Source organism: Rhizobium phaseoli (assembly GCF_001664385.1).
GTDB classification, from domain to species: Bacteria; Pseudomonadota; Alphaproteobacteria; order Rhizobiales; family Rhizobiaceae; genus Rhizobium; species Rhizobium phaseoli.
The window spans coordinates 227285-240002 of sequence record NZ_CP013534.1; the positions used below are offsets into that span (position 1 = coordinate 227285).

Here is a 12718-nt window from a genome sequence, read left to right on the forward strand (position 1 = left end):
TGCTCTAAGGATCGACTCGGAACCGGTATTGGCCTTCGGCGCTGCGCCCGTCCATCGAGAGGACGCGCCAGTCGACGGTGTAGAGGCCGGGCGCCATGGCAGGATCGAGCGGAATCTTGAAGATCGATCCTTCGGGGCCGGAGAGAAACGGCTTGCCCGTGGGAAGCGCCGTACCCTGAGCATCCAACAGGACGGCCGTCGAACGGGCAAGGTCGACCGGGCCGGTGAAGGTGAGTTCGACGTTGGCCGGCGCCAGCCTTACTTCTTGCTGCTGCGGCGGAAGCGAGGCTTGTTCCAGAGCCGCAGAGGCTTCACTTGCGGTGAAGAGAAGGGAGACGAACAGACAGAATGACGCGGTCGACTTCATGATGGTCTTCCTTATCGTGTCGACCCGCATGTGCCCGGAGCCGTCATGCTTCCGTGACGCCATGCCGACGCATTATTAATAACGCTGTGGGGGAGGATTTCGATCCCTAGTTTTTGCGATAACGCGCACCGGCCGCGGCCGGGGGGCTTTCGGCAGAGCGGTGATCAGGTCCGCAAGCCGCTGCCAGAATTGCCGGATTGACCTTGATATCGTCGGGCCGCTCTTCATCTCTTTGCCTGTTCTGATTGCGGGGATCTCAAACTGAGACCCCGGGGATCTCGAACTGAGAATGTACTCCCCGTCGGCCTCGGCTGAAATCATACAGAGGTCTTGGAACGTGAATCTTTCGGATTATAGAAAATGGGCATTTCATCACATGTTGAGCAAAAGCTTGGCTGGTGCGATTGAATTGCCGCCGCTTGCGGTCTTATAGTCCGTATCGATGGCACCCGCTGAAGCGGGGCAAAAGGGAAGGAAACCGATCATGACCAAAGTCCGTGCGCTGGTGCTGGAGCGCCAGCATGAGCTTGCGCTTCGCGATATCGATCTGCCGCTGGAGACAGGACCGGGGCAGGTCAAGATCAGGATTCATACCGTCGGCGTCTGCGGTTCGGACGTGCATTATTATACCCACGGCAAGATCGGTCCCTTCGTCGTCAACGCGCCGATGGTGCTCGGCCATGAGGCGGCCGGCACGGTGGTCGAGGTGGGCGCCGGCGTCACCCATCTGAAAGCCGGCGACCGCGTCTGTATGGAGCCCGGCATTCCCGATCCGAACTCCAAGGCAAGCCGGCTCGGCATGTATAATATCGATCCTGCCGTCACATTCTGGGCGACGCCGCCGGTCCATGGCGTGTTGACGCCCGAAGTCGTGCATCCCGCCAACTATACGTTCAAGCTGCCTGACAATGTCAGCTTTGCCGAAGGCGCCATGGTCGAGCCCTTCGCCGTCGGCATGCAGGCGGCGAGCAAGGCAAAGATTGCGCCTGGTGATACCGCGATCGTGCTTGGCGCCGGGCCGATCGGCACGATGGTGGCGATCGCGGCGCTGGCCGGCGGCTGCGCCCGGGCGATCGTCGCCGATCTCGCGCAGCCGAAGCTCGATATCGCCGCGCAATACCAGGGTGTCATCCCGGTCAATATCCGCGAGAAGAACCTGATCGAGGAAGTCGCCCGATTGACGGACGGCTGGGGTGCGGATGTGGTTTTCGAATGCTCCGGTTCGCCGAAAGCCTGGGAGACGATCATGGCGCTGCCGCGCCCGGGCGGCGTCATCGTCGCCGTCGGCCTGCCGATCAATCCTGTTGGTTTCGACGTCTCGACGGCGACCACCAAGGAGATCCGCATCGAAACGGTGTTCCGTTATGCCCATCAATATGAGCGATCGATCGCGCTGCTCGCCTCGGGACGCGTCGACCTGAAGCCGCTGATATCGGAGACCTTCACATTCGAGGATTCGATCAAGGCCTTCGATCGTGCCGTCGAAGCCCGGCCGAGCGACGTCAAGCTGCAGATCGTGATGGAATAGGGCACGCCACGTCTGGAGCATGATGCCGAAAAGTATGAGCGGTTTTCGGACGACATCATGCTCTAACTCTTTAGTTTAGAACAGGATTCACATTTTAGGCCGACCGGCCTAAAATCATCCTGTTCTAGGAGTGGCCCGCACTTGGTCTCATTTTGCGAAAGGCAAAAGCGGCGGCTGCAATGACAGCCGCGGCTCCGGCAGCAATCAGCAGATGGCGGTGAAGGGGAAGATGGCCCAATAGCTGCTGGATGCCGTGCCCGAACAGGTAGCCGAGCGCCGTAAACAGCTGCCCCCATGCCAGCGCGGCCACGGCATTGAGGACGACGAACTTGCCGGTCGGTATTCGCGTGGTCCCGATGACGACAGGGCTGATCGTCCGCAATCCCACCAGGAAACGAAACGCAAGAATGAATCCGGTCGGATATTTTTCGAGAAGCTGGGTTGCGCGGGCGAGCGCCGGCTTCTCCATCAGCCGGCGGACGAAGCTCCAGCGGGCGGCGTAACGGCCGGCGAAGAACCAGAACTGGTCGCCGACGAAGGATCCCGCAACGGCCGCGGATGCCGCCGCCGAATAGCTCAGCAGCCCGCGATGGGCAACGACTCCGCCGAGGAAGGCGGCCGTTTCGCCTTCGATGGCCGCACCCAGGAAGATCGCCAGCAGGCCGTAATTCTCGATCAGCAGTTCGATAGACATGACGGCTCGCCCTCACCTGTTCCCGACGTGTCAGGTCACCGTCAAACGGGCTTCAAATCGCCAAGCAGCGTCGGGATCAGCTCCGACACCGTCGGATGGATTGGCACCGACCATTTCAGCGTCGGATAGGTGGTCCCGGCATTCATCGCGTCGATCAGGCCGTGGATCACCTCGTCGCCCTCAATGCCGAGGATCGCCGCGCCGAGGATTTCCTTGGTCTCGGCGTCGGCAATCACCTTCATGAAGCCCTTGGTCTCGCCGCGCTCGTTGGCGCGGCCGACGCGGCTCATCGGCCGGCTCGAGACCATGATCTTGCGGCCCGTCTCGCGCGCCTGTTTTTCGGTCATGCCGACGCGTCCGAGCGGCGGGTCGATGTAGAGCGCATAGGCCGGGATGCGGCTCGAGACCTTCCGGTCATCACCGTCCAGCAGATTGGCGGCGGCGATCTCGAAATCATTGTAGGAGGTGTGGGTGAAGGCGCCGCGGCCGTTGCAGTCGCCGAGCGCAAAGATGCCCTCGACATTGGTGGCGAGCTTGTCGTCGACCGTGATGTAGCCGCGCTTGTCGGTGGCAACGCCGGCGGCATCGAGGCCGAGATCGTCGGTATTCGGCTTGCGGCCGGTGGCGATCAGCACGTGGCTCGCGTCGATCGTCGCCGCGCCGGCGGTGACGCTCACCCCATTGCCGTTTACAGCCAACGCGATGTTGCCGGCGTCGGTATGGACGTCGATGCCTTCCGAACGCAGGATCTCGGCGATCGCATCGGATATATCCTCGTCCTCGCGCGATGCGAGCTTCGGGCCGTGCTCGATGACGCTGACTTCGGCGCCGAAGCGGCGATACATCTGAGCAAATTCCAGCCCGATATAGCTGCCTCCGATGACGGCCAGATGCCGCGGCAGCGTGTCGAGATGAATGATCGAGGTGCTGGTGAGGTAGTCGATGTCATCGATGCCGGGCAGGTCGGGAATGACAGGCCGCGCCCCGACATTGAGGAAGATGCGCGGCGCGGTCAGGGTCTCTCCGTTGACGCTGACGGTGTTCGGACCCTCGAAGTGGGCATGACCATAGATTACGCTCATGCCGTCCATCCCGGCAAACCAGCCAATCAGACCGTTGCGGGCATTCATGGTCACCGTTTCGGCGCGGGCTCTGACCACTTTCATGTCGACGGCGATGGCGCCTTCGATATTGACGCCGTAGGCGGCAGCGCTTCTGGCGACATGGGCGGCGCGGGCGCTGGCGACCAGCGTCTTCGTCGGCATGCAGCCGGCATTGACGCAGGTTCCGCCGAGGAATTTGCGCTCGATCAGCGCCACCTTCATACCCTTCTCGACCATGCGGGCGGCAAGAAATGGGCCGGCCTGGCCGGCGCCGATGACGATGGCGTCGAAGCTTTTCATGACACGGCCCCCACGATCAGCGCCGCACCGATGACGGCGACGGCATCCTCGATCAGGGCGGCCGGCAGGTCCCTGCCGAAGGACGCGGCCACCCTGCCGCGCAGGGCGGCGCCACCATAGGTGCCGATGACAGCGCCGATCACGCCAGCGATCAGGCCGCCGAAGAACAGGCCGCTGGCGGCGCCGATCGTCGCCCCGGCGAGCGCCCCGGTGACGATACGGGCGCCGAACTGCACCGGCACCTTGCGCGACGGTGTCGAGGGCAGCTGATCGGTGATCAGCTCGACGATGGCGAGAACCGTGAAGATCCACGGCGTCCACCGGTAACCCATGAAGGCAAGCGGCGTTTGCGACACTTCGAACCAGCCGAGCGCTGCGCCCCAGGCGACGGCAGCGGGCGCGGTCATGGCGCGAAGGCCGGAGATGACACCGATCAGCAATGCAAGAAGCAGAAACATGCGCGATCCCCTCATTGCCGGCTTTGTGCCGCGAGAGGGAAGGTTGCACATTGTCAGGCGCGTGGCAATTAGACTTGCCGCGCCGGGAGTTTAGTTGGCAAAGGCGGCGATGCCGGTGATCGCCCGGCCGATGATCAGCGCGTGGATGTCGTGCGTGCCCTCATAGGTGTTGACCACTTCGAGGTTGACGAGGTGGCGGGCGATGCCGAATTCGTCGGAGATGCCGTTGCCGCCGAGCATGTCGCGGGCGGCGCGTGCAATCTCCAGCGCCTTGCCGCAGCTGTTGCGCTTGAGGATCGAGGTCAGCTCCACCGGCGGATGGCCTTCTTCCTTCATGCGGCCGAGCCGCAGGCAGCCCTGCAGGCCGAGCGAGATTTCCGCCGCCATGTCGGCGAGCTTCTTCTGGATGAGCTGGTTGGCGGCGAGCGACCGGCCGAACTGCTTGCGCTCGAGCGTGTATTGCCGTGCCCTGGCATAACAATCCTCGGCAGCCCCGAGCGCGCCCCAGGCGATGCCGAAACGGGCCGAGTTGAGGCAGGTGAACGGTCCCTTGAGGCCGGTGACGCCGGGCAGCAGGTTTTCCTCGGGCACGAAGACCCCGTCCATCACCACTTCGCCGGTGATCGAGGCGCGCAGGCCGACCTTGCCGTGAATGGCCGGCGCCGAAAGCCCCTTCCAGCCCTTTTCGAGGATGAAGCCGCGGATGAGGCCGTCCTCGGTCTTGGCCCAGACGACGAAGACATCGGCGATCGGCGCGTTCGAGATCCAGGTTTTCGAGCCGGTGAGGCTGTAGCCGCCATCGACCTTTTTGGCGCGTGTCGCCATCGAGCCGGGATCGGAGCCGTGATCGGGTTCGGTCAGGCCGAAGCAGCCGATCCATTCGCCGGCGGCCAGTTTCGGCAGGTATTTCAGCTTCTGCGCCTCAGACCCGAAGGTGTCGATCGGCACCATCACCAGCGAGGACTGCACGCTCATCATCGAACGATAGCCGCTGTCGACCCGCTCGACCTCACGGGCGATCAGGCCGTAGGCGACATAACCAAGGCCGGCGCCGCCATAGTCAGGGGAGATCGTCGGGCCAAGCAGGCCGAGTTCTCCCATTTCGCGGAAGATTGCCGGATCGGTCCTTTCATTGCGGAAGGCGTCGAGAACGCGGGGCGCGAGCTTTTGCTGCGCATAGGCATGGGCGGTGTCCTGCACCATGCGCTCCTCGTTGGTCAGCTGCTCCACCAGGCGGAACGGATCGGCCCAGTCGAAAACCTCGCGCGTATGCTGCATGTCGGCGTCTCCTCACCCAGGATTCAGGCTTGCCTCGCTCAAGGTCGCATAGACCCGCCAGCCGACCGCGTCAACAGAAGGCGGCCCCATCGAAAAGACAGGGCGCGCCATCTTTTCAAAAGCGCTGGCATGCTCCACTTTGCCCCCGATCGATTCTGGAACGAGGAGACGGAAATGTCGTCAAGCGATCTGTTCGTATCGGCCGAAGGCGCCGAATGGGTCAATCCCGAGCTGGGCGTGACCAGGCGCATCATGACCTATCTGCCTGAGATGATGATGGTGGAAGTCGCTTTCGAGAGCGGCGCCGTCGGTGCGGCCCATTCGCATCCGCATATCCAGGCAAGCTATGTCGCCGAGGGCAGCTTCGAGGTGACGATCGACGGGCGGACCGAGGTGCTGCGGCAGGGCGGCAGTTTCATCGTGCCGCCCAATCTCATCCATGGCGTCAAGGCGCTGGAAAAGGGCCGGCTGATCGATACATTCACGCCGCACCGGGCCGAGTTCCTCAAATAGTCATGTTTCGGCGTCCGATCGGCGCTGCGGGCCGGCGGCGGTGACATAGGGCGGCACGAAGCGCGCGTCCTCGCCGCGCACGGCCTCACGCAGGAAGTCGATGACGGCGCGCACGCGTGGCGCCTGTTTCAGGTCGCGATGGCAGGTGATCCAGTACTGGCGCTTGAGGTCGATTTCGGCGGGCAGCACCCGCACCAGCTCGGGATAACGGCTGGCGAAGAAATAGGGCAGGATGCAGAGGCCGAGGCCGTTTCGGGTGGCGGTCAGCTGCGCGAAGATGCTGGAGCTCTGGAACTGCGGCTTGATGCGCGGATGCACATCGCTGAGGTAATCCAGGCCCGGCGCGAAAATCATCTCCTCGATGTAGCTGACGAAGGGATGCTCAAGCAGGTCGTCGCGGCAGGTGATCGCAGGCGCCTTCGCCAGATAGTCGCGCGAGCCGTAGATCTGCAGATGATAGTCGGTCAGCTTCTCGGCGAAATAGGGCCCGCCCTTCGGCTCGTCGAGCACGACGGACAGATCGGCCTCCTTGCGCGACAGCGACATGATCTGCTGGATCGTCACCAGTTCGAGCGCCAGATGCGGATGCCGGGCGGCAAACCGATGCAGCACGGTGGCGAAGAAGAAATTGGCAAAACCTTCCGGCGCGCTCAGGCGCACCAGGCCGCGCTGCGCCATCGAGCCGTCGGCGAGGTCGGCGCGCAGCCGCTCGGTCTCCTGCTCCATCCGCTCGGCCGTCTCGACGAAGCGTGTGCCCATGGCGGTCAGCACGTAACCGCGCGGATTGCGCTCGAACAGCTTGACCTTGAGGGTGAATTCCAGCCGGTCGATGCGCCGCGAAACGGTGGCATGGCTGGAGCGCAGCTGCCGGGCGGCCGTCGACAGCTGCCCGGTGCGGGCGACGGCGAGAAAAAACTGCAGATCGTCCCAGGTAAACTGCGGTGGATTGGTCATCACCATTTCTCTCGTTCAACAATCAATAACCCATAGCATGGTCTCGCGTTTTTTAAACAATTCATTGTTTTTATTTATGTTTTAACATCAGATAAAGAATGGGAATCGCGGGCCGGTGAAGGCCGGCCTTGTGAATTCGAGACCACGCCCCGTGAGAACTTGGTGATGCCTCGGCGGGGATGGTTTCAGCCGCTATGCGCCAATGCTACACGGCCGCGTTTGTATTTTGAGGAACTATTGATGAAAAAATTGGTTCGCCTGCTGCTGACGATCGCGATCGCGTTCGTCGTCGTCATCGGTTTTCGCTGGTATCGTTACGTTACCAACACCGACAGCCCCTATGACGAAGTCGGCATCACGCTCAACACATCCATGCCAGGCCCGCTCAATGCCTGGGGCTGCGCCAAGCTGAAGGAAACCTTCAGGGGTGCCTTGCCTCCCTATGGCTGCGCGGCCGAGAATGGGACGCAATGGAAATAATAGCAGGCTGAAACGCGCCAATATGCCGGAGACGAAGGAGCAATAGATGATTGGTCCTTCGTCTAACGCCGCCATCCCTGCACAACCCTCGAAACCGCCCTAATTCTACCGCTGAGCGCTCACTTCTTGCGCTTCCTGAGGCTTGGATCGACATTGTGCAGCTCTCCTTCTGTGCAAAAATGAACAGATACTGTTTGGAATTAGTTATAAACCACCCGTTGCCTCAGGGGAGAATTTCCATGATCGTAAGACGAGGGCCCGTCGTTCTGAGGAGTGCGACCGGCCAAATTTGAACAGATCGGTAATCCGGCTAATCTCTGGGAGGAGAGAATATGCGAAAGAATCTCATCGCGTCCGTTGCATTTTTGCTCGCCAGCAGCACAACGGTGCTCGCGCAGAGCGCGACTGACGGCAAGGTCAAGATCGGCATTCTGAACGACCAGTCGGGCGTCTATGCCGATTTCGGCGGCAAGTCTTCCGTCGAGGCCGCCAAGATGGCGGTCGAGGATTTCGGCGGCAAGGTATTGGGCGTTCCCGTCGAGATCGTCGATGCCGATCACCAGAACAAGCCGGATATTGCCTCCAACATCGCCCGCCAGTGGTACGACACCGAGCAGGTGGACGCGATCATGGAACTGACGACCTCGTCGGTGGCGCTCGCGGTGCAGGCGATCGCCAAGGAAAAGAAGAAGATCGACATCGTCACCGGTGCGGCGACGACGGATCTGACCGGCAAGGCCTGCTCGCCTTACGGCTTCCACTGGGCCTACGACACGCATGCGCTGGCGGTCGGTACCGGCGGCGCACTGGTCAAGCAGGGCGGTGACAGCTGGTTCTTCCTGACCGCCGACTATGCCTTCGGCTATTCGCTGGAGCAGCAGACCACCGACTATGTCAAGGCGAGCGGCGGCACGGTCGTCGGCGCCGTCCGCCATCCGCTGTCGACCCAGGACTTCTCGTCCTTCCTGCTGCAGGCGCAATCATCAGGCGCCAAGGTGATCGGCCTTGCCAATGCCGGCCTCGATACTTCGAACGCCATCAAGCAGGCGGCCGAATTCGGCATCACCCAGGGCGGCCAGCATCTGGCGGCGCTGCTCTTCACGCTTGCCGAAGTCCATGGTCTCGGGCTCGAGGCGGCGCAGGGCCTGACGCTGACGGAAGGTTTTTACTGGAACCGCGACGACGAAAGCCGCGCCTTCGCCAAGAAATTCTTCGCCCGCACCGGCAAGATGCCGAACATGATCCATACCGGCACCTATTCGGCAGTGACGCAATATCTGAAGGCGGTGCAGAAGGCCGGTACCGACGAGACGGAAGCCGTCGCCAAAACGCTGCATGAAATGCCTGTCGATGACGTCTTCGGCCGCGGCGGCACGGTCGGCGCCAATGGCCGGATGATCCACGACATGTATCTGCTGCAGGTCAAGAAGCCGGCCGACAGCAAGGAGCCGTGGGATTACTTCAACGTGCTCGCCACCATTCCCGGCAAGGAAGCCTATATCGATCCCGCCAAGAGCGGCTGCGATCTGGTGAAGTAAGCGCGATGGCGGTTTCCGCGATTGAAACGCAGGAAAAGCCGCGGGTGGTGCTCTCCGCCCGCGGCCTGCGCCGCGATTTCGGCGGCTTCACCGCTGTCAAGAACGTCGATCTCGACGTGCATGATGCGAGCGTGCACGCGCTGATCGGCCCGAACGGCGCCGGCAAGACCACGGTCTTCAACCTGCTGACCAAGTTCCTGCAGCCGACGGCGGGCACGATCACCCTGATGGGCACCGACATCACCCACACGCCGCCCGACAGGGTGGCGCGCATGGGGCTGGTGCGCTCCTTCCAGATCTCGGCGGTCTTCCCGCATCTCTCCGTTCTCGACAATGTGCGGGTGGCGCTGCAGCGGCCGAACAATCTTTCCACCCAGTTCTGGCGGCCGCTTTCGGCGCTCGACCGGCTGAACGAACGGGCCGAGCAGTTGCTCGCCAGCGTCGGGCTTTCCAAGGAGCGCGATCATATCGCCGCCGATCTTTCCTATGGCCGCAAGCGCGTGCTGGAGATCGCCACGACGCTGGCGCTCGATCCGAAAGTGCTGCTGCTTGACGAGCCGATGGCCGGCATGGGGCTGGAGGATGTCGGCGTCGTCTCGGGGATCATCCGTGATGTCGCCCGCGACCGGGCGGTGTTGATGGTCGAGCACAATCTCTCCGTTGTCGCCAATATCTGCCAGCAGGTGACGGTGCTGCAGCGTGGCGAGATTCTTGCCGAGGGCGATTATGCCACGGTCAGCCAGGACGAGCGGGTGCGCGTCGCCTATATGGGCACGGAGGAGCATTGATGGCCGATCTCCTCGAAGTCCAGGGACTGAACGCCTGGTATGGCGAAAGCCACATCCTGCACGGCGTCGACATGCGCGTGGCCGAAGGCGAGACGATCACCATTCTCGGCCGCAACGGCGTCGGCAAGACGACGACGCTGCGCACCATCACCGGCATCGTGCGGACCCGCAAGGGCCGGATCAGCTTTGCCGGCAGCGACATGATGCAGGTGCCACTGCACAAGACGGCACATCGCGGCATCGGCTTCGTGCCGGAGGAGCGCGGCATCTTCTCGACGCTGACTGTGTCGGAAAACCTGCTGCTGCCGCCTGTCGTAGCGAAGGGCGGCATGACGCTCGACGAGATCTACGAACTCTTTCCCAATCTCTACGAGCGCCGCACCAGCCCCGGCACCAAACTCTCAGGCGGCGAGCAGCAGATGCTGGCGATCGCCCGGATCCTGCGCACCGGTGTCCGGCTGCTCATTCTCGACGAACCGACGGAGGGGCTCGCCCCCGTCATCGTCCAGCGCATCGGCGAGGTGCTGCAGACACTGAAAGGACGCGGCATGACGATCCTGCTCGTCGAGCAGAACTTTCGCTTCGCCAGCCGTATTGCCGATCGCTTCTATCTGATGGATCATGGGCAGATGGTGTCGGAATTCCCGGTCGGCGAACTGCCGCAGCGCATGGATACGCTGCACAAGGTTCTGGGAGTATGACCAGATGACGATGATCTTCGGCATTCCCCTGCAGGCGCTGCTCGGCCAGCTGTTGATCGGTCTGATCAACGGCTCGTTCTATGCGCTGCTCAGCCTCGGCCTCGCCATCATTTTCGGCCTGCTCCGGGTGATCAACTTTGCCCATGGCGCGCAATATATGCTCGGCGCCTTCGTCGCCTATCTGCTGCTCACCTATGCCGGTATCGGCTACTGGCCGTCGCTGATCCTGGCGCCCGTCATCGTCGGCTTTGCCGGGGCGATCGTTGAGCGGCTGTTCCTGCGCCGGCTCTACGATCTCGATCCGCTTTACGGCCTGCTCTTCACCTTCGGGCTGGCGCTCGCGGTCGAAGGCACCTTCCGCTACCTCTACGGCTCGTCCGGCCAGCCTTATGCGACGCCGGCAGCCCTTGCCGGCGGGGCGAACCTCGGCTTCATGTTCCTGCCGATCTATCGCGGCTGGGTCGTGGTCGTCTCCCTCGTCGTCTGTCTCGGCACATGGCTGCTGATCGAGAAGACCAAGCTCGGCGCCTATCTCAGGGCCGCCACCGAAAATGCCGTGCTGGTGCAGGTCTTCGGCGTCAACGTGCCGGTGCTGCTGACGCTGACCTACGCGCTCGGCGCCGGTCTCGCCGCCTTTGCCGGCGTGCTGGCGGCGCCGATCTACCAGGTCTCGCCGCTGATGGGCTCGAACATGATCATCGTCGTCTTTGCCGTCGTCGTGGTCGGCGGTATGGGATCGATCATGGGTGCGATCATCACCGGCTATGTGCTCGGCATCGCCGAGGGCCTGACCAAGGTCTTCTATCCCGAGGCCTCCAACATCGTGATCTTCGTCATCATGGCGATCGTGCTTCTCATCAGGCCCGCGGGCCTCTTCGGCCGGGATGCTTGACATGGCTGACATCACCGACACCATCCGCACCGAAAAGAGTCGAACCGCCCTCTCGGTCCAGGCCGGCTTCCTGCTCGCAGGCCTGCTGCTCCTGCTGCTCGCGCCCTTCTTCTTCTATCCGATCTTCCTGATGAAGCTGCTCTGCTTCGCGCTTTTTGCCTGCGCCTTCAATCTGCTGCTCGGCTATACCGGCCTCTTGTCCTTCGGTCACGCCACCTTCTTCGGCGGTGCGGCCTATTTCACCGCCTATACGGTGAAATCATGGGGCCTGCCGCCGGAGCTGGGAATCCTGATCGGCGTCGCGGGTGCTGCGTTTCTCGGGCTCGTCATGGGCTTCTTCGCCATCCGCCGCCAGGGCATCTATTTTGCGATGATCACCTTGGCGTTGTCGCAGATGTTCTTTTTCTTCTGCCTGCAGGCGAAGTTTACCGAGGGAGAGGACGGCATCCAGTCGGTGCCGCGCGGCCATCTCTTCGGTTTCATCGACCTGAACAACTCGACCAACATGTATTATTTCGTGCTGGCCGTTTTCCTCGTTGGTATCCTGATTATCTGGCGCTTCATCAATTCGCCTTTCGGCATGATCCTCAAATCGATCCGCGAGAACGAGCAGCGGGCAATCTCGCTCGGTTATTCCGTCGCCCGCTACAAGCTCGGCGCTTTCGTCATGTCGGCAGCACTTGCGGGGCTCGCCGGCGCGGTCAAATCGATCGTCTTCCAGTTCGCGACGCTGACCGACGTCGCCTGGCAGATGTCGGGCGAGGTGATCCTGATGACACTGCTCGGCGGCATCGGCACGCTGATCGGCCCGCTGTTCGGCGCCGGGCTGGTGGTGGCGCTGGAAAACTACCTCGCCACCTCGGAATTCCCGGTGACGATCATCACCGGCATCGTCTTCATGGTCTGCGTGCTGATCTTCCGCCGCGGCATCATCGGCGAATTCTACGCCTCCCGGTTGGGGCGGAAATTGGGCTTCGTCTATCGCCGCTGAACGGGCGGACCTCTCTTTCCCGGGAAGAGCCTGTTTCTCCCGGAAGAAGGGGCGGGCGGCGGCGCTGCGATTGTCCCTCTCCCCGTCCTGCGGGGAGAGGGAGCGGCAAGCATCGGGAGCTTCGTGCAGGGCA

14 protein-coding genes are annotated in these 12718 nt (G+C 62.5%); 8 read left to right on the top strand and 6 right to left on the bottom strand.

The window, feature by feature from the left end; translation table 11 throughout:
* Positions 1-4 precede the first annotated feature (4 nt).
* The gene (locus AMC88_RS24385; RefSeq protein WP_064826208.1) at positions 5-367 is read right to left on the bottom strand and encodes a copper resistance CopC family protein; all 363 of its coding nucleotides are present in this window, start codon (positions 365-367) and stop codon (positions 5-7) included.
* A 484-nt stretch (positions 368-851) separates the two neighbouring features.
* On the opposite strand from AMC88_RS24385, the gene AMC88_RS24390 reads away from it, so the two are divergent.
* A complete protein-coding gene (locus tag AMC88_RS24390; protein ID WP_012490592.1) occupies positions 852-1895 on the top strand; it encodes an NAD(P)-dependent alcohol dehydrogenase in 1044 nt (347 codons plus the stop codon).
* Between the two features lie 124 nt (positions 1896-2019).
* On the opposite strand, the gene AMC88_RS24395 is transcribed toward AMC88_RS24390, so the two are convergent.
* The 4 genes from AMC88_RS24395 to AMC88_RS24410 form a co-directional block, all read right to left on the bottom strand.
* Positions 2020-2589, bottom strand: coding sequence for a DedA family protein (locus AMC88_RS24395; protein ID WP_064826209.1), 570 nt, complete (start codon positions 2587-2589; stop codon positions 2020-2022).
* 41 nt (positions 2590-2630) lie between these two features.
* Positions 2631-3992, bottom strand: a complete 1362-nt coding sequence (locus AMC88_RS24400) for an FAD-containing oxidoreductase (RefSeq protein ID WP_064826210.1) — start codon at positions 3990-3992, stop codon at positions 2631-2633.
* Complete coding sequence (locus AMC88_RS24405) at positions 3989-4450, bottom strand: hypothetical protein (RefSeq protein WP_064826211.1); 462 nt, start codon at positions 4448-4450, stop codon at positions 3989-3991. The genes AMC88_RS24400 and AMC88_RS24405 overlap by 4 nt, the downstream gene beginning before the upstream one ends.
* Positions 4451-4540: 90 nt before the next feature.
* Positions 4541-5728 carry an acyl-CoA dehydrogenase gene (locus tag AMC88_RS24410; RefSeq protein ID WP_010020213.1) on the bottom strand — a complete coding sequence of 396 codons (1188 nt, stop codon included), beginning with the start codon at positions 5726-5728 and terminating at the stop codon, positions 4541-4543.
* A gap of 174 nt (positions 5729-5902) precedes the next feature.
* On the opposite strand from AMC88_RS24410, the gene AMC88_RS24415 reads away from it, so the two are divergent.
* The gene (locus AMC88_RS24415) at positions 5903-6241 is read left to right on the top strand and encodes a cupin domain-containing protein (protein WP_064826301.1); all 339 of its coding nucleotides are present in this window, start codon (positions 5903-5905) and stop codon (positions 6239-6241) included.
* Here AMC88_RS24415 and AMC88_RS24420 read toward each other — a convergent pair whose 3' ends face one another.
* Complete coding sequence (locus AMC88_RS24420; protein ID WP_064826302.1) at positions 6242-7195, bottom strand: LysR family transcriptional regulator; 954 nt, start codon at positions 7193-7195, stop codon at positions 6242-6244.
* A 240-nt stretch (positions 7196-7435) separates the two neighbouring features.
* Between AMC88_RS24420 and AMC88_RS24425 the strand changes: the two genes are divergently transcribed.
* From AMC88_RS24425 to AMC88_RS24450, 6 genes are all read left to right on the top strand, one after another.
* Entirely contained in the window at positions 7436-7675 is a 240-nt protein-coding gene (locus tag AMC88_RS24425; RefSeq protein WP_064826212.1) for a hypothetical protein, read from the top strand.
* A 332-nt stretch (positions 7676-8007) separates the two neighbouring features.
* The gene (locus AMC88_RS24430; protein ID WP_064826213.1) at positions 8008-9213 is read left to right on the top strand and encodes an ABC transporter substrate-binding protein; all 1206 of its coding nucleotides are present in this window, start codon (positions 8008-8010) and stop codon (positions 9211-9213) included.
* A gap of 5 nt (positions 9214-9218) precedes the next feature.
* Positions 9219-10001 carry an ABC transporter ATP-binding protein gene (locus AMC88_RS24435; protein WP_064823581.1) on the top strand — a complete coding sequence of 261 codons (783 nt, stop codon included), beginning with the start codon at positions 9219-9221 and terminating at the stop codon, positions 9999-10001.
* Positions 10001-10702: an ABC transporter ATP-binding protein gene (locus AMC88_RS24440; RefSeq protein WP_064819884.1), complete on the top strand. Its 702-nt coding sequence runs from the start codon at positions 10001-10003 to the stop codon at positions 10700-10702. The genes AMC88_RS24435 and AMC88_RS24440 overlap by 1 nt, the downstream gene beginning before the upstream one ends.
* A 4-nt stretch (positions 10703-10706) precedes the next feature.
* Complete coding sequence (locus AMC88_RS24445) at positions 10707-11594, top strand: branched-chain amino acid ABC transporter permease (RefSeq protein WP_064823582.1); 888 nt, start codon at positions 10707-10709, stop codon at positions 11592-11594.
* Position 11595: 1 nt separating this feature from the next.
* Complete coding sequence (locus AMC88_RS24450) at positions 11596-12585, top strand: branched-chain amino acid ABC transporter permease (RefSeq protein WP_037144562.1); 990 nt, start codon at positions 11596-11598, stop codon at positions 12583-12585.
* Positions 12586-12718 lie beyond the last annotated feature (133 nt).

Excerpts from the sequence above, each read along its gene's own strand:
- AMC88_RS24385 (WP_064826208.1), bottom strand. The coding sequence starts at position 367 with ATGAAGTCGACCGCGTCATTCTGTCTGTTCGTCTCCCTTCTCTTCACC.
- AMC88_RS24435 (WP_064823581.1), top strand. The coding sequence starts at position 9,219 with ATGGCGGTTTCCGCGATTGAAACGCAGGAAAAGCCGCGGGTGGTGCTC.
- AMC88_RS24430 (WP_064826213.1), top strand. The coding sequence starts at position 8,008 with ATGCGAAAGAATCTCATCGCGTCCGTTGCATTTTTGCTCGCCAGCAGC.
- AMC88_RS24425 (WP_064826212.1), top strand. The coding sequence starts at position 7,436 with ATGAAAAAATTGGTTCGCCTGCTGCTGACGATCGCGATCGCGTTCGTC.
- AMC88_RS24420 (WP_064826302.1), bottom strand. The coding sequence starts at position 7,195 with ATGACCAATCCACCGCAGTTTACCTGGGACGATCTGCAGTTTTTTCTC.
- AMC88_RS24450 (WP_037144562.1), top strand. The coding sequence starts at position 11,596 with ATGGCTGACATCACCGACACCATCCGCACCGAAAAGAGTCGAACCGCC.
- AMC88_RS24390 (WP_012490592.1), top strand. The coding sequence starts at position 852 with ATGACCAAAGTCCGTGCGCTGGTGCTGGAGCGCCAGCATGAGCTTGCG.
- AMC88_RS24415 (WP_064826301.1), top strand. The coding sequence starts at position 5,903 with ATGTCGTCAAGCGATCTGTTCGTATCGGCCGAAGGCGCCGAATGGGTC.
- AMC88_RS24405 (WP_064826211.1), bottom strand. The coding sequence starts at position 4,450 with ATGTTTCTGCTTCTTGCATTGCTGATCGGTGTCATCTCCGGCCTTCGC.
- AMC88_RS24445 (WP_064823582.1), top strand. The coding sequence starts at position 10,707 with ATGACGATGATCTTCGGCATTCCCCTGCAGGCGCTGCTCGGCCAGCTG.
- AMC88_RS24410 (WP_010020213.1), bottom strand. The coding sequence starts at position 5,728 with ATGCAGCATACGCGCGAGGTTTTCGACTGGGCCGATCCGTTCCGCCTG.
- AMC88_RS24395 (WP_064826209.1), bottom strand. The coding sequence starts at position 2,589 with ATGTCTATCGAACTGCTGATCGAGAATTACGGCCTGCTGGCGATCTTC.
- AMC88_RS24400 (WP_064826210.1), bottom strand. The coding sequence starts at position 3,992 with ATGAAAAGCTTCGACGCCATCGTCATCGGCGCCGGCCAGGCCGGCCCA.
- AMC88_RS24440 (WP_064819884.1), top strand. The coding sequence starts at position 10,001 with ATGGCCGATCTCCTCGAAGTCCAGGGACTGAACGCCTGGTATGGCGAA.